Annotated in this window: 16 protein-coding genes; 6 read left to right on the plus strand and 10 right to left on the minus strand. The window is 36.2% G+C overall.

What is annotated here, in order from left to right; genetic code table 11:
* Positions 1–14: 14 nt before the first annotated feature.
* Positions 15–3290 carry a SusC/RagA family TonB-linked outer membrane protein gene (locus tag K7A41_RS19915; protein ID WP_265715129.1) on the minus strand — a complete coding sequence of 1092 codons (3276 nt, stop codon included), beginning with the start codon at positions 3288–3290 and terminating at the stop codon, positions 15–17.
* 4 nt (positions 3291–3294) lie between these two features.
* Positions 3295–3672 (minus strand): hypothetical protein, encoded by a 378-nt coding sequence (locus tag K7A41_RS19920; RefSeq protein ID WP_265715131.1) that lies wholly within the window; start codon positions 3670–3672, stop codon positions 3295–3297.
* Between the two features lie 987 nt (positions 3673–4659).
* On the opposite strand from K7A41_RS19920, the gene K7A41_RS19925 reads away from it, so the two are divergent.
* From K7A41_RS19925 to K7A41_RS19940, 4 genes are all read left to right on the plus strand, one after another.
* A complete protein-coding gene (locus tag K7A41_RS19925) occupies positions 4660–5178 on the plus strand; it encodes a helix-turn-helix domain-containing protein (protein WP_028070924.1) in 519 nt (172 codons plus the stop codon).
* Positions 5179–5246: 68 nt separating this feature from the next.
* Positions 5247–5756, plus strand: a complete 510-nt coding sequence (locus tag K7A41_RS19930; RefSeq protein WP_265715133.1) for a hypothetical protein — start codon at positions 5247–5249, stop codon at positions 5754–5756.
* Positions 5757–5904: 148 nt separating this feature from the next.
* Positions 5905–6324, plus strand: coding sequence for a nuclear transport factor 2 family protein (locus K7A41_RS19935; protein WP_265715136.1), 420 nt, complete (start codon positions 5905–5907; stop codon positions 6322–6324).
* 142 nt (positions 6325–6466) lie between these two features.
* A complete protein-coding gene (locus K7A41_RS19940) occupies positions 6467–7369 on the plus strand; it encodes a bacteriophage abortive infection AbiH family protein (protein ID WP_265715137.1) in 903 nt (300 codons plus the stop codon).
* A gap of 112 nt (positions 7370–7481) precedes the next feature.
* On the opposite strand, the gene K7A41_RS19945 is transcribed toward K7A41_RS19940, so the two are convergent.
* Positions 7482–7934 (minus strand): hypothetical protein, encoded by a 453-nt coding sequence (locus K7A41_RS19945; RefSeq protein ID WP_265715138.1) that lies wholly within the window; start codon positions 7932–7934, stop codon positions 7482–7484.
* Positions 7935–8042: 108 nt separating this feature from the next.
* Between K7A41_RS19945 and K7A41_RS23790 the strand changes: the two genes are divergently transcribed.
* Positions 8043–8159 carry an IS3 family transposase gene (locus K7A41_RS23790; protein WP_416221954.1) on the plus strand — a complete coding sequence of 39 codons (117 nt, stop codon included), beginning with the start codon at positions 8043–8045 and terminating at the stop codon, positions 8157–8159.
* A gap of 77 nt (positions 8160–8236) precedes the next feature.
* On the opposite strand, the gene K7A41_RS19950 is transcribed toward K7A41_RS23790, so the two are convergent.
* The 3 genes from K7A41_RS19950 to K7A41_RS19960 form a co-directional block, all read right to left on the minus strand.
* Positions 8237–8941 carry a DUF3226 domain-containing protein gene (locus K7A41_RS19950; protein WP_265715140.1) on the minus strand — a complete coding sequence of 235 codons (705 nt, stop codon included), beginning with the start codon at positions 8939–8941 and terminating at the stop codon, positions 8237–8239.
* Between the two features lie 2 nt (positions 8942–8943).
* The gene (locus K7A41_RS19955; protein ID WP_265715141.1) at positions 8944–13485 is read right to left on the minus strand and encodes an AAA family ATPase; all 4542 of its coding nucleotides are present in this window, start codon (positions 13483–13485) and stop codon (positions 8944–8946) included.
* A gap of 609 nt (positions 13486–14094) precedes the next feature.
* Entirely contained in the window at positions 14095–14448 is a 354-nt protein-coding gene (locus K7A41_RS19960) for a hypothetical protein (protein ID WP_265715142.1), read from the minus strand.
* A gap of 583 nt (positions 14449–15031) precedes the next feature.
* Here K7A41_RS19960 and K7A41_RS19965 point away from each other — a divergent pair.
* On the plus strand, positions 15032–15487 hold the full coding sequence (locus K7A41_RS19965) for a hypothetical protein (RefSeq protein WP_265715143.1): 456 nt from the start codon (positions 15032–15034) through the stop codon (positions 15485–15487).
* 100 nt (positions 15488–15587) lie between these two features.
* On the opposite strand, the gene K7A41_RS19970 is transcribed toward K7A41_RS19965, so the two are convergent.
* The 4 genes from K7A41_RS19970 to K7A41_RS19980 form a co-directional block, all read right to left on the minus strand.
* Positions 15588–15905 (minus strand): DMT family transporter, encoded by a 318-nt coding sequence (locus K7A41_RS19970; protein ID WP_265715144.1) that lies wholly within the window; start codon positions 15903–15905, stop codon positions 15588–15590.
* Between the two features lie 867 nt (positions 15906–16772).
* On the minus strand, positions 16773–17180 hold the full coding sequence (locus K7A41_RS19975) for a hypothetical protein (protein WP_265715145.1): 408 nt from the start codon (positions 17178–17180) through the stop codon (positions 16773–16775).
* Between the two features lie 249 nt (positions 17181–17429).
* Complete coding sequence (locus K7A41_RS23795) at positions 17430–17663, minus strand: DUF3885 domain-containing protein (protein WP_416221955.1); 234 nt, start codon at positions 17661–17663, stop codon at positions 17430–17432.
* Positions 17645–17974: a hypothetical protein gene (locus K7A41_RS19980; protein ID WP_265715146.1), complete on the minus strand. Its 330-nt coding sequence runs from the start codon at positions 17972–17974 to the stop codon at positions 17645–17647. Before K7A41_RS19980 ends, K7A41_RS23795 begins: the two co-directional genes overlap by 19 nt.
* Positions 17975–18141: the final 167 nt, after the last annotated feature.

The following is an 18141-nucleotide window of genomic DNA, read 5'->3' on the forward strand; positions in this document are numbered from 1 at the left end:
ACCATATTTATTGTTTAATAAGTTAAGGATGCTCCAAATGTCACCTGAAAAGGTGCTGGATGAGCAGAAAGGGGATTACCGTTATCTGAAATAAAATCGGGATCATACCCCCAATCATTTGCCTTCCATAATAGTCCTAAATTTTCGAGCTGGCATGACAGCTTAAGTGCTGTTTTTTTACTCCCGATCCTCGGTTGGAGGTTATAGCAAAAAAATACATCCTGCAGACGTACATGCGACGCTTGCCCAACATTGATCGTACTCTGCTGATATAGCTGATCCCGGCCGCTACTCACAGGATACCTAAAGCTAGGGACATCGGTCCTTAGCTCATCGCCCGGTTTCTGCCAGCGATCATCAAACTCGGAGTGGCCCAAGATTCTTCCTGAACTCGTTAGCTGTGTGTAAGAAAGGCTCGGCTTACGAAATACATAGCCCAGCTTATACAGTATACTTGCTCCAATCTCCAAATTCTTGTACCGAATCCGATTAATCCAGCTGCCAAAATACCTCGCTCGCTTCATTCCTCCATAAACAAGATCATTTACCCTTAGAGTACCGGGCACCGAACTATAATCAGCATTCGGGTTTCCATATTCATCCAAAATACGGGGATCGCCGTTCACAGGATCTAAACCCGCCCATTGGAAGCTAAATAAGCTGTGAACCGGAAAACCCACACGAGGAATATTGTCATCGGCGGTGTAACTAGTGACCAATGCAGATCCATTATCATAAGCATTTACCTTATCATAGGTATAACTGAGATACAAGTCAGATCGATAGCTCAGCGCCTCTCCTCTCAAGACATCTGCCATTAACTTAACATCCATCCCATGCCCAGACATTTCGCTATAATTACCTCTCATGAAACGGACTCCACTGCTCGGAGCAAAAGGTTTATCTCCGATCATATCCTTTCCATTTTTCATGTAGTATTCTAGGCTTCCTTCAAACCGGCTGCCAGCCAGACGGAAATCTAAAGCAAAATTTGCCTGCCCGATCCGTTCCCAGCGTAGATCCGGGTTGCCAAGATTAGCCATGACTGCGTAGGGCAAACGCGTTATACTCGCGTTGCTCCGATAAGTCAATGTGGTAATACCAGTCAGATTGGAAGCCAGATTCCCACTATAACCATACGTAGCTCTTATATCGAGCTTGTCCAAAATTCCTATCTCAAAGAATGGCTCCTTTGACAGTCTCCATTTAAACCCAGCAGACCAGAGCGGAACCAATTTTTGATTTGCATTTACGCCAAAATAATTGGACCCATCGACCCTGGCGCTCAAAGAAAGTACGTAGCGATCTCGTAAATCAAATGAGCCATTGAAATAAGAAGAAACAAACCTCGACACGCCCTTTCTCTGGCCACTATAATTTGGAACTGCCGCAGAAGTACCGTAAGGTGCTAGACTAAAGTAAGACGTATAGTCAACAGGTTGGGCCGTCAGGATATCCGCATCGTAACCATACAGCCTAAAATAATCCGAGCCGTGCCCCGTCTGGGAAATCTCAGCGCCCAGTAACATATCCACCCTCCACTTATCGGCTTTCTTCATGTATGTAAGCTGCCCTCTTAGATTTGCAGATCTCGTTCGGCCCTTTGAGAAACTAGCAATATCCCCTTTGGGAATATTGAACCCGGCCACTTGTCCGGCTTGTAGTTTAGCATATTGATTGATCAGATTACGAGTCATAAAAGCGTCCACCGGTGCCACAAGATCATTTTCCGAAAAGCTTTGCTGTATCTGTGCACTTATATCAGCTACAAGTCCCTTTAGCAGTATCAAGTTTACCGATGTATAAGCGCGGATATCGTGATTATTCGTCATGTTTTCGGTACGTCCCAGTTCCTCTAAAGGCCAGTATGTCCAGTCAAGGAAACCTTTATGCGGAGCATATTCATCTATCCAGTACTTATTAAATATCGGATAGAGAGGGATCTGATTACCATGCTCGTCCCAAAGACGTGAGTAAGGATATAACCCATTTCCCGAAATCATTTCCGCTAACGTATTATCTACCGAATTTTTTGCTTTAATATAGTTGAGTCCTATGGCCCATTTGATCCGGTCGGTTAGGGAAATTGTATTCGAGAGATTGACCGACAGCCTATCCGACTGGTTCTCCCTTAAACTCTGTAATTCCTTATTATAGGCAATGGAGGTATAATACTGTCCTTTACCATAGCCGCCGGAGACACTGAAGTCATAATTTTGCAGCAGCCGGTTGCGATAAAATGCCGTCGAAAGATCATCTCTAACATCATTACCAGCTAGTGTCGCTGCCAGTGCCTCGGCCTCTGCGGTTTTGCCCTCATGTAATAAAAGCACATAGGGAGAAATCACAGGATAATTCTGTGTGTCATCAAATGATGTGTTATATCTCCCATTTTCGAAAAGCAGCTTCTCAGCTGCCAAATACGTCTTGGAATCCATGTAGTTGGGAGCATATTTCAGATTTGGTTTTGCCGAGATTGATAAGCGCGATCCAAAAGAAATTGACGCGGACTGGCCTGCATTCCCTTTCTTGGTCGATATTACAATTACACCATTGCCGGCCCGTGCTCCCCAGATACTGGCCGCGGCCGCGTCTTTGAGTACATCAACCGAAGCGATATCCTCCGGATTGAGCATATCAATATCACCGCTGTACGGGAATCCGTCCATAACAATCAGAGGCTGATCGTTCGCGAAAATCGTACTCTGCCCTCGCACGGAAATCTCCTTTTCGTTATTAAACCGGAGACCGCTAACCAGTCCTTTTAATCTGGAAAGCACCGTTGTAGACGGACGGCTATTAAAATACCCCATATCCGCCTGAGCAAAACTCCCCGTTGCTCTTTCCTTCGGAATCTTTTGGTAACCTGTGGAGACCACCTCCACTTCTTCCAATTGATTCTCCAGCGGTATCAATTTTACAGTCATCGATACTCCAGCAGTGTATTGCAATTCTAAACGCCTGAAGCCCACATGGGAAAATGAAACAGTGCTCTGAGCTTTGGAGACCGGCAACCGGAAGGAGCCGTCACTTTTGGAAGAAGTCCTCTCCTTTTGCCCCTCGGCCTGAACTGACACCCCTTCGATCGGCTTGCCATCCGCTGTCGACACTACAGTACCGGAGATTACTAAGGCCCCATCCGCCCCGCTGTCCTTGCGGGGCGTCTGAGCCGATAAACTAAACATATGAAAACTAAAAACCAGCATGAGCAGTACAGTCGTCAGCGAAAACTGGGACCGGTGCGCTACCTTATCCAATAAGGCAGACGCAAGATTTGATATAGTCCTCATCTGCTTATTGATTAATGGATTCGCTGAAAAAATGGTGAATACGCTTTGTGATTTCCAGCTCCTCGAGACTGCTCAGTGTGGTTTCAGTCCCAGAGATATCCACCTGTTGCATATCGATGTGACCGATATGCACGTGGAAGTAAGCGATAAGTACGCGCAGCACATCAGCTGCAAATACCTGCCTATCGCAGAGCTGTAAGACATTCCCGCTTTTCTTGTAGCTGGATGCGTTTTTTAATATCGTGTCGAACGAATTCTGAAGGGTATTGATATCGTATTTTTTCCAGAAATCGTTGATCTTTTCTATAGGATCATATCCATGGTCGTGTGCTTCGTATATGGCTAGCTGCAGCGCGAGCACATTTGCATATTTTTGGTTCATTTTTAAGGTTCATAAAGATGACTTCGGCTATGTCCTTTCGTTTGAATCGGACATTCCTTTCCCTATTGCAAAAAATTTTGCATTCCAAAGAGGTGTCATTGCAGGGAGTTCACAGTCCTTGCAGGTGTCACAAATTAAGAATTAACAAAATCCCGCAAAGCGCCTCAAAACGATTGCAAAGCATTGATTGGGGGAATATTATGGCGCTTCCTGTCGGGACAGGTAAAAAACCGACCTGCAGTTTATAGAAAAACTATACAAAAATTCCTTTATTTATTTGGAAGAATATATATTAAGTGCTACCTTTAAGTTATCGACGCTTGAATAGAGCAATTAACTTTATTATTAACCAGATCAAAAAGGGATGTTGTATTACAGACAGATCGAAAAACCTTTAAAAAGGGAGTACTTATTCGTATCCTATCGACACATTACAAATTGGCGATAGCAGCCCTCTCCTGTTTCGGTTTTTTAATGATTTAATAATCTATTCTGGCGCGCGGATAGCGTTCTTTATGGGAATGGTGTGGGCGTACCAGTGTTCTACCTCCTGGAGGTGGATTTGATACTGTTTGGGTGTGTTTTCTAATCGTTTCATCATAATTTTTTTGGTTATATACGAAACGATGATTTCTCGAAACTAAAGGAGATGATTAGAATTGGTGATACTGCCAGTAATGCAAACCTCTTTTAGCTTGGTCACTTTTCGGCCGCCAGACCGCTCACAACTTAAAGTCATGAGTACCCCAAGTTTATCAAGAGATCGCCTTACTGGACTTACATATCATATGGTAAATATAACGAAATCCAGTCAATAGGCGAACTCAAGGTTAACTCGTGGGTTTATTCTGGCGGAACGTGACACGAGCAAACATCGTAATAAGCGGAAATATTATTCCGCTTAACTAATTCGCTATTAATACAAAACAAACTTACAAATAGTTTTTGATTTTTCAAAAACTAAAAAACAAAAATTTTATACAAAAGATGGATTGGAAAGAAAACCTCGCTAAAATTATAAACGATTCAGATTTTTCTGACAGGGAGATTCATGCTTGGACAAATATCTCAACATCCGTGATAAGTAATATGAGCAATCAAAAACATGAGAGTTTTAAGGCTGAACAATTTATCAGACTTAAGCTTTTATTGAATAAAAATTATGAGGATTTTGTATATGAGATCTTTGGAAAAGAACACTTTTCGGAAGTAATAAAAATTGAAAAACACGCTAGTTTAACACCTATTGGAAGAATTCTAACGGATAAATATAGGCTTGAAGTAGTTTCAAAGAAAGAATTATGTAAGGCAACAGGAATCTCTTCTCATCGAATTACCTATATTTTAGAGAACGAAGATGAAACTATTAAGATCGACGAGTTAACGAAGATAGAACTGGCATTGGGGTTAACCGTTGGAACCATATCAAGCAAAAGGTTTTCCAATATTAAACTTAATTCTAGAAAACAGTATGAAACGATTTTAAAAAAGTTGAGGGATGTTTAAAAATAAACATCGTAGTTATGGCACTAAACTTTTAATAGAATTAGAAGATAGATTGAATAGAGGACAAAATGACAAAGAAAATATCTAACGTAAGTATTAGCCAAAAAGCTTCAGGAAATAGACAATTCCGAGGATTTTCAAGTGGTATTTGGGAAACCAGCGAAATAATAGTTGGAGATAATGAAATCGACAACTTTTGTTATGTCCTTTTATTTCCTTCAGATAAAGACACTTATTCTTCTGGTTGCGCGGCACCTGAATATCAACTTTGTTTTGCTTTTACCGGGCAGTTATATCAATGGACGTTCAAGAAAAATACTCATGTCCATTATTTGATAATTGGCAAAAGCATTATTAATCACATACCGTTTCTGTCTTCTTCCTCCATTAATCTCTTGAAACATTTTCCAGTTATAAAGCTAACCAATTATGAATTCGATATAGTGCAATATGAATTCAATAAAATTCATCAAGAAATGAATACGCCTGATATGCTTAAAGGGATCATTTATGAACGTATAGCGATCATTTTCGCCGAGACATGCAGATTTATCCAGAATAGATATTATACAGAATGAAATTGAGCCAAAATTGAAAAGTCAAATGAAAAAAAAAGTGTAATCCTGGATGACAGCGAGATGAGCTAATACTCGCTTTGGATCTATATTTTCAGATTTAGAATAGAGGAGCGCATATGGAAAAAGTGTAACACAAACTAGCAAATAAATGGAAAATCAACTAGCAAAACTTATGAGCGCATCCGTCTTAAATGAAAGAACGGAAAAAATTTTCAAATATATCGAGGCCTATAATCAGATGGATGTGGAAAATATGATAGCAGATTTTTCTGATGATATTATTTTCCAGAATGTTATGAATGGTGAGAAAACGATGGAATTGCTTGGAATCGATGCTTTTAAAAAGCAGGCCATTGAGGCTCTCTCCTATTTCAGCGAGAGACATCAGTCTATCGAGATAATAACTCATTCCCATCGTTCGACCGAAATCTCAATTGCTTACAGAGCAATCGCGGCGATGGACTTTCCAAATGGGCTGAAAAAAGGTGATGAAATAAACTTACAAGGGAAGTCGATTTTTGCGTTTTCTGCGGATGGGAAGATAAGTCGCTTAACGGATATTTCTTAATTCACTTAGTCTGCTAACATAAAGAACAAACTTGATAAATGAACTATCACAACCGATTATTCAAACGCTAAAATAAGTAAAAGAATTGACAGATAAGGAAACAGTACAAACAATCAAGTAAATCCTAAATAATATAAGAAATATGTCGGCTCTATTCATAATTGGTAATGGCTTTGATCTTTTCAATGATCTTGATACACGCTACGCTGATTTTCACAAATTCATTTCAGAAAACTATAAGGATTTGGAAGACGATATTGAAGAGTATTTTTCATTCAGTGTCGATGATAAATATCTGTGGAAAGATTTCGAAAATGACCTTGCAACTTTTAATTACCGAAATCTTTTTGATGCCTACAATCATATTGATATCATGAGCGAAAGTTTCAGTCCAAGTGAAGCTTTCGGATTGGAAGACGATATAAAAGAAAATGTCGACCATTTCATAAACAAAATGAAAGCTGCATTTACAGACTGGATCGAAGAAGTACAATATCCTTCTGCAAAGTCCAATAAGTTGGTATTTCCTGAAAATGCCCGTTTTATTAATTTCAATTATACAGACACGCTCGCATTGTTATACAGGATTTCTAAAAAAGACATTTTGTATATCCATAACAATGCGCATGACCTTAATGGTGAATTGATTTTCGGTCACGGAAAATTGGAAGAAAATGAACCGGCTATTGAGGAACTCGATAAGGATGGAAATTCAAACAGGACAATATTCACTGATTCTGAGAATGCAGCGAGATACCCATTTTATGCCTTCATGAAAAATTCGCACGAAATATTAAATGATAACAAAGAGTATTTTGCTGGCCTCAAAAACATAACTGAGATCACAGTCCTGGGACATTCGCTCGGAAGGCCAGATTTGATCTATTTCAGAGAGCTTAAAAATTTATTTCCTAATGCGATTTGGAGCATAAGTTATTATGGAGAGAGTCAAGAGGCACATCTGAGAGATATTGCCAAAGATGAAATAGGAATTGAAGAACGTAACCTAAAAATGATCACAATTGAGATGATAGAGAATGATTGATTTCTCCTCAAGTATTAAAACAGCTGTTAAACTTCAATAACAACAGAGGGTCAAATTGAACACTACTATATTTTAGCAGTTGTGGGTATATTTAGTCAAAAGGTAACCTATATTATTGAAAATGGCTCCTGATTCTGTGAAGTGTTATTTTAAGATTCATAATTAAGAACCAACCAATTAGCACACCGAAAATTAAAGAAGCAAAAAGCTCTGCCCCAGCCAAAGGTTTTGAAAAAACAGATACAAGACATGCGATCAGCAAAAAAGGAAGTGAAAATGTAATAGAATTTATTCCAAACATTTCCCAATCATACGGTTCTCCTACGAAACGGTCTTTCAATAGCAACAATGCATTAGCAAGTAAAAATAAAACGAAAAACGTCCCCACCAACATTTTCTTATTATCCAATATTATAGGAAGAACAACCTGATACTGATCATTATATTGCCATATACCATGTTGATAGCAGTTAAGTATTACTGCATAAACACCACCCGTTATTGCCATTAACGATGCTATTATCTCCAAATTCGCCTTACATTCATTGCTTACTATTTGCTTCATAACATTTAAATTTTAGGAGATTAAATATAAATAATTCACCCTATATTATCGAGACATCAAGTAGTATTAATTTTTATTGGAGCAAATCCACCCAATGGTGGGGTTGACTTGTATAAACAGGTGAAAGATTATGTGCACTTCTACAACACCCAGAGAAGGCACAAGTCATTAGGACGAATAACACTACATGAAAAGTTCTATCAGGAAATTAAAAATGTATCGTAATTATATCTTAGTTTAGTAAAAAGTTGTCCAGCAAATAGGGAGTAGCATAGTCAGAAAACGTTGAATTCATCACAGCATTATCCTCGCACTTGATGAGTTGTTTCCAATAACTTACCAGAATCCATATCAAATGGAATGAATTTTTCTAAGAAATCTCTTAATATTTTTAATTCATTACAGGTGGCAACATCAAGTTGCCAGAAGCTATTTTTATAAGTTCTTCGTTCCAACTGGGTAGGCTGATTAAAAAGATGTAAATAAGAATTAATTTTTTCTTTTATTCCAGGGACTTTAATTGGTAGCATCGATTTTAATGAATTTAAGCATGATACGTTAGATTCCAAACACTGTATAAGTATTTTGTTTTCCTCTGGAATTAACTTTTCTAATAAATTTTCGAACAGTCCATCACTTTCGTTATTAGGCCACAAGAAATGGGAAAACTCTATTGGATGCTCAGGATGCGACTTCAAATTTTCAATCATTGTCACACAATTTAAAACACCATTATTTCCATTAACGCCAGAATAATCTGCATCGAATATTAACAAATTCTTCCCTCCCATTTCAGTATTATCCATGAACTGCTTTTTTATTATCAATTGATGAATGTTTTTACAGCCATCTATCGGTATAATTTCAATATCACTGCTCTTTATTGAGATCGCCTTTTTTCTCGTATCATTCCCAATAGTTCTCTCGAACGCTACACCAAAATGGATTTCAATAAAATCAGCAATAAATACCTGATCGCCAATTCCTTCACAAAATATTTTTAACATAACTATCCTCTTAATTCAAAATTGTCCTCCAATGCGAAATTAAAATTCAAAAAATCAAATGTGGTGGTTTTTAATCTATCAGTTTTAGATATCTGAATTACTCTTGCTAGGTCTTTAGCTCCGTTGTTAAGTGCGCGAGCAAAATAATTGATACACTCCAAGTTATGTGTCGTTGCAATAATCTGAGTGTTATCCCTTACCGCGATTGTGATTATTATCTCCCAAAACCTCTCAAATCGACTAAAGTGAATGCCAGAATCAATTTCATCGATAAGTAATATCTTTCCTTTATGAATCGTTAATAAAACTAAGATTCGAAACAATTTGTTAGCTCCGTCACCAAAACTATGCAACGGTTTATCAACGATATCATCTTTAATTCTTAAGTTGATTGAGCCATCTGCTGTGAGCAAGACATTTTCGACATTTAAAATAAAAAGCTTCAGATTCTCTATAAATTCCACTTCCAATTTTCGATCCTTTCTTATATAGGAATCAAAAAATGTTGATAAATCCTTTCCATATCCTCTGCCATAGGAATAAAGAGGTAACATCAGCGAATCATTGTACGATAACATGTCTATACGCTTTTTAATCCGTTTTAGGTTGAGATTTTTGAAGGACGAAAGCAGTTCTTGGTTCTCGTTTATAAGAACATTCAATTTATTTATCCTCCGTCCCGAAGTTAAAACAAAGGTCGGGTTGATAGGATTATTATAATTTAAAAAGTCATTTATAAAAGTTTCATCGATTCTATAAAAATATTCTGTTTTAGCAGAGGTAGGATATTTATCAGGAATAATTTTGGCTCTCTCTATATAAGAATAAATTAATCTCTTATAGTATTCATCTGGATCATCAGTAATCAAAAACATCTCTAAAGCTGTAGTTTTTCCGATATTATTATCGCCAACTATCAAATTTAATAGTCCGATATCCTTAATTTCAATCTTATTAAACTGTTTGAAGTTACAAACCGAAATTTTTGTAATATGAACTTCATCGAAATCCCGATCATTACCAGTAAAGGGTAAATATGAGATCTTTCTGAGATCACATAATATCTTATATTCATTATTAAGCTCAGCTAATCCATACAATTTTGTATACAATTTCGCCCAATCAATGATAGCCCTGTTATAAATAATATGTGTGAATTCCTCCTCTTCAAGCAAATAATAAAAAAATGCCAGTAGCTCGTTTTCTCTACCTTCCTTCGTAAAATAGTGAATTGTCTCATCGTATTCGAACAAACTGCCAAAATCGTCAACATTTCTAACATACAATTTACCCAATAAAACGTAAGCGTAAAAGTAGGGATCATTTGGCTGTAAATTTACATCGAGTTCGTTCTCTAAATAATATTCATATAACTCTTCAGCAATAATAGCTTTATCAATAGATTCTAGTCTATTTTTTCCGAAATCCTCGTAAATAATTTTCCCTAAACTTAATATATAATCTTCGTGTCTCCTTCTCCTCTTTGATATCTCCGCTTTACATCGGTAATAATTAACACTTTTAACGTTAAGGTTTTCATAAATTTTCAACGCATAATTGTGTTGCCCATTTTTTTGTAGAGTATCTGCAATTTGCTCCTTCTCCGTATTGCTTATTCCATCGTTAAAAACCTCTTTAAGAACTTCATAGATTCTCAAATTGAGGTCTTCCTGATAGTTGTTTATAATATTCTCAATAAATAAATTCTTGAAATCATCAAGCCAAACAGTATTTTTCCGGATGTCAATTAGATTTTTTGTATGGTTTTCATACAACAATATATCCTGTTCATCAAAAACTTCTGCTTTTTCAGTAAGAACTGTACAAAGTGAATCCAATACTTTCTTATCTATCCCATCGACACTAACTAATGACGTCAACTTCTCGAAATGCTTCCCATTCCACAACGAATAGAGCGCACGTTTCTTTGCAGCGGAATTAGATATTAATTCTTTATTCAAGTACCTTTCAGCGGCTTTTTCGTATTTTCCGCTTATTTCATCGATCAATCCGAGGCAAAAATAATATTCTTGATTGTTCCCAATCTTCAGAAAATGATTTGAAGCTATCTTCAGTAATGGAATATTTTTGTTTACCCATCCAATTTCCTTTTGAGCCTTCGCATCATCTTCTACTATACTATCTTTGCTTTGCACAATATTGCCAGCATTTGAAATCAATAGCTCATCAACTGTCGTCAATCTTCCACTTATTTGATTCCATTCAGAATGAATAAAGCTAATAATGATTTTATCCCAAAAAACTTCTTTTGATGATTTTGAATCAATTATAATTAATTCATCCCGAGTTCTTGTTATCGCCACATAAAGTTTATTGTAAAAATATTTGCGTTCGTAAATACCGAAACTACTCTTCGTAAAAAAGTCTCCAAACCCGAAAATTACAACCTCCGAGAAATCTAGTCCTTTTGCATCAATTGAGGAAATAATATTCTTGAATTGTTTAAGAATTGGGAACTCCGAGATATATTGCTCTATTTCCTCATTATTTACTGGTACAATGATTGTTTTAAACTCTATTTTGTTTTGCAGTTCGCCATCAGCTAAAAATTGGTCAATATTTACAAATATATTCAAGTTTTGATTTTCATAGGAGTTCTTTCTTTTAGCTTTTTGAAGATATTTAATATCTTCTTTTAAATCGGTTTTACGCCAATTTTGTACAACATTCGCAAATGTTACAATTGTAGGAGATGATCTGTAGTTATATTCAGGAGTAAAGACAAGATCTTTTTGATTTAATTTGAATCCTACTAATGGATTCGTTAAGCTAGTATAGATCATAGAGGTAAGCACTTCCGACCGAAACCCTGTAGGATTAACAGTTTGTAGCGCATCTCCCGCGAATACTATTGGGAACTGTGAAACGTTTTCTAAATTATAGCCTGAATAAAGAGAAAGCGAAATAATAAACTCTAGTTCTACTTTACTGAAATCCTGAGACTCGTCACAAAAAATGACCTCAAATTTTCTATTAATAGAGTTCGTTTGAATTAAATACTTTATTAGCGTTATCTTGTTCCAATAGCCGTCCGCATCTATTAATTTATCATAAAATGGCTTTAATATTTCCTTTTCGATTATACCGAAATCCTCTTTAGAGATAATTTCTTTACCTTCTTTCGGCATTTTTTCATCGTAAGTTTGATACGTAATAGTATCATTAAGTTCCAAGCCGTACACATAAGTAGTGATAGTAAACCAAACTAGCTCAGCGGAAAATCTTCGTTTGATCGAATTACTTATTGCAGAATTTTCATATAGTAATTTAAATTTTGAAAAATCAAGGTATCGGTCATCGCTAAAAATTTCTGGGTCGGCTAAAAAAGATCTTAAAAAGTCCTTAAACGAATAAAAATGCCTTCTTAGATTAAGTAAATCCGTATCTTCACTTGAGAGTTGAAACTCGGGATTATTCATAACCAAATCATATACTGAATTTACCGTATGCTCAAGTAGTTTTTCATTTTCAGTAATGAAAATTATATCACCTTTTATCTCTTCTGCGCATTTGTAATAATAAATATTAGAAAATAGATAGTATAAGATCGTAGACTTTCCACTTCCTGCTTGACCGTTAATATATTTAGGAAATTTAAAGTTATCCAAAAAATCAGTTTGTTCAGGTAATAAAGACAGATTTCCGAACTCTGTATTTTTCTGAATTTTCAACCATAGATCATTTTCTTTAAGTGTCCAACTGGGGTATGCTTTTAAGCAGTATTCGCTAATCTCTTGAATGTTGTTGAAACATGTACCAAAAAGATGCTCGAATTTCTCATTAATTTGTAAGCTATAATCTTTTTGTTCAATCGTATGAGATCCTCCAAATAGTATAATATAAACTTTTTGACCTAGTGCTACTGATATGTACAACACTTCTATCTTAAAATCTTCGTCTACATATTTATAATAATCGGTGGTTTCATTACGCGACACTAGTTTACCTAACAAGTTTTGATTGGCGACTTTTCTTAAAATGTTTAAGAATATTTTAGAATCTTCTAATCTCAATCCGTCTTTTGGTGAATTATTTATAGCATAGGTTGCCCACTGTTCCGACTCATAAATATCATATGTTATCTTCAATTTATAATCATTTTGCCAACTTATTAGATCCTCCGGCATCTTTTGCAGATCAATTTCCGGATGTTGCAAACGTTCATATTCGGCGATGAAATCCCTCTCATCATTAATATCAAAGGGCTTCTTCTCAGTCCATTTACCATCTCTAATATCGACATATTCTTGTAGGCTATTCTTCAGATTTTTAACAGCTCTAACAAAATAAACTGTTAATTTTTGATCATGAAGAGTAATAGACCTTTCTTCTAAAATAGCTTCAAAATATGGTGTTTTGTTTCTAAATACGAAAATGCTTTTTGTAAATGCACTTACTTTTCCTATACCTTTTATAGAATTTTTGTCCTTGTTTTCCTCGAAAAAACTTCTAAGAACTTCAAGAAATATTTCATCACCTTTGCATTGATTTCGTAGAAAATCAGTAAAATGGTAGTAAATCATATCTGAGAATAAATCATTTGTTACAATACCTTATGAACATCCGAGCATTTAATAAATTCGCTGTCTAACTATGGACTAAGGACGGTTAATAATTTGTTAAACTATCTGCTGGGCTAAAAATAAAGAAATTATTGATTAAAAACCAAGCGAGGGTAACAAAAAAAATTAAATATAGTAAATTAGATCTTTATAAACTACAATAAATAGAGTAAAAACACTGGTATTGTGATCCCTAGCAATCTCGCGCTGTGATGGTAGTTAAACTTTGCTGAGAGAAAATGATTTGAAACTAGTTAAAAACAGCCGCCGTTTACAATACATTAATGCCATTCCTTCTTTCTTCCTTCTATTACTATTAGACCAGTAGCTCTTAAACGTTAAATTTAATTTTATTTCCTTCGAATGCAAAATGTGATTTTGATACTAATATATAAGTTATATCGTTACGCGATACAACGCTTGGACAGAGTTTACTTTACAAACACATCTTCCTCCGTCTGACTGGACATATGCTTATATCGCACTTCCGGTTCATTGAGCACTAGCGACTGCACTTCGTGATAAAAACCATCATTCAATTGATTGATCTATTGGCTTTTATCTCTATCGTCAGAAAAATAAATACAGATAATCGCCCGCAAAGGCACGGTTTATCGCATCGCTGAAGAATACTACCAGCTTAACATTAAACGATCCGTAGGCGACTACTTCTGACAGCGTCTGCACCCTCCGAAAATGGGCATTGATCTGATACCCTGAATTTAGGTATAATTTCCAGAGGCACTCATCTAGGACTTTGTCAGACTGCAGGTAGTAAGATTGCAGCGTAAAATCAGACTGATGTGCCGTACGCACCAGCAGACGCCAGTTTTCCTGAAACAGCCCCACGAGATCCACCCCCACTTCAAAGCGGTTATCAAGTACAATACCTTTTTCGATGAGTTCAACGAGTGTCAATACCAATACAGGCTTGTGCCGTACCAGCCCATACTTGGTATTGGCCCTCTTTACGTAAGCAAGAGCATTTAAATAGGTATATAGAGGTCTTCGTTCATTGATACTAATTTAGCAAAGATTAGTCAAATGAATCGAGGAATAAGAAAGGAAAACATCAAAAACAAAAAAGCCTCCCCTAATCGGCCGGGGAAGCTTGTCAGTTGGCTTACCTACTGATCGGACCATAACTTTAATCGGCAGAGGTCCATACACCTAAAGGTAAGAAAATATTTTTAAATATGTATTGGTCAATTCGTAAAAAAAGTTGATCAAATCGCAACTGTAGAAAAAATTACATGCTCCTCTTGTATCTCATTAAAGATAATAAAATAGTTACAAAAAATAAATGCTAGCAGTTTGACACTTATAAATTTGACTTATATAGGTAATGCGAAATCTGCTAGCAAATTGATCAGCATTCTTACAACGATTGTACAAACTGCTAGCGTCTTCCGATCTGTGAAAAATAACTGAAAAAACAACAGCTTTGAGCAAGGGATCTATTTTCCTATCTTAAATAAACAACTTATAAAACTAAAAGTAAGAAAAAATGAAAAAATTGCTAAACGATCTTTTTGAGTCAGCGGCTAGTTGGATTGTTGACTATTTTCCTATCCTGTCAAATATCAATACTGCTTTTTCTCTCAGTAAGCATATAATCGGGTTTATTCGTTTTATAAAGAATAAGAATCTTTTGCAACCGGTTTTTGCTCTATTTACAAAGGTTATTAATTCGCTTTCATATGAGCTTAATAAATTTTTAAAGAAACGGATTCAAGTTACAGGCTCTTTCAACAGTGATAAAATTACAGGCCTTATCATGATCACTGGGCTGGCTGTATTAATCCCGTTGAGTTTCATCGCTTCTTTTTTCACCGGATTACTGCATTACATTGAACACCAAAATCTGATTTCTGCAGTTTCAATAGCGATGTTATACTTTGGCTCAATTTCAATGTTTGGTTTCTTGCAATATAAAATCTTAAAAAGTATCACTACGGCCTAAATCACAATTTCTCAAGCCGCCCAATTTTGTAAAAAATTATTAAACCTGCATTTGTTAAGAAGCAGGTTTAATAGTTTATCGGGCTAATCATTCAGTACTCTTAAAAAACCTTGAGGCCGATAATGCCAGCAACGATGAGTGAAGCGGATAGCAATCTAAAAATACTGGCGGAATCACCGAAAAATAAAATACCTATCGCCAATGTCCCTACTGCACCTATACCCGTCCACACAGCATAGGCAGTTCCAATAGGGATTGTCTTTTGCGCATAAAACAAAAGCATACCACTTATCCCCATGCTAATAACAGCCATGGCAATCCAGCCGAATTTATTAGACGAGCCGTTTTGTGCCATTTTAAGTCCAAGCGGCCAACCAATTTCGAAAAGACCAGCCAAAATCAATGCAAACCAATTCATATATAAAAAGTTTTATTATATTAAATAATCTTAACAAAGGTAATATGGTTTCTATCTGTTTGATTTTACAAATGTTAAAAAATCATTTATTTGACATCACTCCTAATTCGGCTCAAGCTTGCTTGGTTTATGCCTAGATATGAGGCTATATATTTTAAGGGAACTCTTTGTATAATTTCTGCAGATGACTCTAATAATTTGATGTATCGATCTCCGGCATTGTAAAATTGAAAAATTATCAACCTCTTTTCAAGAAAAATCATTTGCTTTTCCGCAAGTTTTCTACCCCTATTTGCAACTTCAATTGCGGAAGTGAAGTAGTTTTGAAGTTGCCGTGAATTAAGTTCGTACAATAAGCTGTCTTCTAAATCTCGAAGGGGTATCTTTAATAATACGGTGTTCCCGTAGCATATTAACCGTGTTGGATACCGAAAAGTCGGCTCCATAGGCTTGAAATAAAAAAGCCTCCCCTAATCGGCCGGGGAAGCTTGTCAGTTGGTTTACCTACTGATCGGGACCATAACTTTAATCGGCAGAGGTCCATACACCTAAAGGTAAGAAAAATATTTTAAATTATGTATTGGTGAATTCGTAAAAAGTTGATCAATCGCTGCCATTTTGAAATGGGTCTCGGCCTCTGTATCTACGGTATGGCGATAGCTATACACTCGATAGCCTGAGCTCGGAACACCCCTGTCATCCACATAACGGTAACCGCGTTTATGATAACGTTTGTACAGTACAGATATTTCTTATGCTTAATGCATTAATAAGGGATTATAAGGCGCTAAAAACGTACATGCAGTAAAATAACAAAAGCCTAATCTGGGTGAAAGATTGGGCTATGTTACTTACTTGTTTACGATATTAGAGTACCAGACAAAGATAAAAGGATAACAGAACAAAAAGTATTGACCCTACGGTCAGCTGGGCATATTTGCGCTTTTCCTGTTTAGACCACTTTTCATATCTGTCAAAGTATTTTATGTATTTATCCTGCCTGAAAACAAATACATAACAGATCAGACCAGAGCCGACCCCACAGCCTATTATAAGCGGTGTGGATATGCTTACCTTCAACATCATCAAAACCGAAAAAAAGAAGAGAGCCAAACCACCCCAAAGGAAACCGCCAGCAGCTACAGTACTGAGACCAAACCGCTTGTCTCCCCACAAGTTTTTGTTATCTGTATCAATACTCTGACGAGTTACCCCCATTTTTTCATATCTCCTTTTAATAAAAGGAATCTTCATCAAAAGCCAGATCAAAAGCATACAGGATTGATTTTATTAAATAAAAGATGTAGTCTCTATTCGGCCCTATAAAAGCAGTAATGAACAATATTTAAGTAGCTTTCAATTTTATTCACAATATTTACCTCTCATGATAATGATTTACTGCCTGTCCCGCAACTGGAAAACATCCTTTTAAATCCAACTCTTGAGTAGCCTTGCTGATTTTCCAGTTCACGACAAATATTTTCGGTCTTTCTGCATTCCTTATTCTTAACAATCAACAGTTGATCACAAAATCCATTTTAAGAAATTCAAACGTAAATCATTAATAAATTCAAAATTAGCAGAAAAAACATCCATCCCACGATCATCATAAATATTAATGACAACAGGGATTTCAAAATTTATATAATAACACGTTATATTAGCAGAAGGCTCTATTGCCATATCATGATGAATTATCAATTTCTTTATGTAATTCCCTATAAATTCGTCATATTTTTTCATTTTAACGTATAACATATCACACTCGACTCTAAGTCCCTTGTCCTTTCTGCTTGGTGATCTGTTCCAATTATTAATTTTTCCAATAATTCGACAGCGTTATCATCCCACAATAGGATACGCAACAACACTTCTCTATTTTTAAAACAATACGTTAAAATATCGGTACTTCTCTCAATTGCTTCCCTTATTCTGCTTTGCGTTTCTTCCAAATCTCCTGCCAACTCAAATCTTAATCTATTATCATGTATAGAAGATAAGGATACACGATTCAAATCACCAAAAGCATTGGTAAAAGCGATTTCAAAATCTACATTATTAACTATCATATTAACAAAAAATATAGGTATGTAAGCTGTATATGGAAGAAACCGAAAAGTCGGCTCCATAGGCTAGAAATATAAAAGCCTCCCCTAATCGGCCGGGGAAGCTTGTCAGTTGGCTTACCTACTGATCGGACCATAACTTTAATCGGCAGAGGTCCATACACCTAAAG

The organism is Sphingobacterium sp. InxBP1 (assembly GCF_026191775.1).
GTDB classification, from domain to species: domain Bacteria; phylum Bacteroidota; class Bacteroidia; order Sphingobacteriales; family Sphingobacteriaceae; genus Sphingobacterium; species Sphingobacterium thalpophilum.

Coding starts and splice junctions, on each gene's coding strand:
- K7A41_RS19965 (WP_265715143.1), top strand. CDS start 15,032: ATGAAAAAATTGCTAAACGATCTTTTTGAGTCAGCGGCTAGTTGGATT.
- K7A41_RS19975 (WP_265715145.1), bottom strand. CDS start 17,180: ATGCTTTTGATCTGGCTTTTGATGAAGATTCCTTTTATTAAAAGGAGA.
- K7A41_RS19925 (WP_028070924.1), top strand. CDS start 4,660: ATGGATTGGAAAGAAAACCTCGCTAAAATTATAAACGATTCAGATTTT.
- K7A41_RS19950 (WP_265715140.1), bottom strand. CDS start 8,941: ATGTTAAAAATATTTTGTGAAGGAATTGGCGATCAGGTATTTATTGCT.
- K7A41_RS19945 (WP_265715138.1), bottom strand. CDS start 7,934: ATGAAGCAAATAGTAAGCAATGAATGTAAGGCGAATTTGGAGATAATA.
- K7A41_RS19915 (WP_265715129.1), bottom strand. CDS start 3,290: ATGAGGACTATATCAAATCTTGCGTCTGCCTTATTGGATAAGGTAGCG.
- K7A41_RS19920 (WP_265715131.1), bottom strand. CDS start 3,672: ATGAACCAAAAATATGCAAATGTGCTCGCGCTGCAGCTAGCCATATAC.
- K7A41_RS23795 (WP_416221955.1), bottom strand. CDS start 17,663: ATGTTATACGTTAAAATGAAAAAATATGACGAATTTATAGGGAATTAC.
- K7A41_RS19980 (WP_265715146.1), bottom strand. CDS start 17,974: ATGATAGTTAATAATGTAGATTTTGAAATCGCTTTTACCAATGCTTTT.
- K7A41_RS19940 (WP_265715137.1), top strand. CDS start 6,467: ATGTCGGCTCTATTCATAATTGGTAATGGCTTTGATCTTTTCAATGAT.
- K7A41_RS19930 (WP_265715133.1), top strand. CDS start 5,247: ATGACAAAGAAAATATCTAACGTAAGTATTAGCCAAAAAGCTTCAGGA.
- K7A41_RS19970 (WP_265715144.1), bottom strand. CDS start 15,905: ATGAATTGGTTTGCATTGATTTTGGCTGGTCTTTTCGAAATTGGTTGG.
- K7A41_RS19935 (WP_265715136.1), top strand. CDS start 5,905: ATGGAAAATCAACTAGCAAAACTTATGAGCGCATCCGTCTTAAATGAA.
- K7A41_RS19955 (WP_265715141.1), bottom strand. CDS start 13,485: ATGATTTACTACCATTTTACTGATTTTCTACGAAATCAATGCAAAGGT.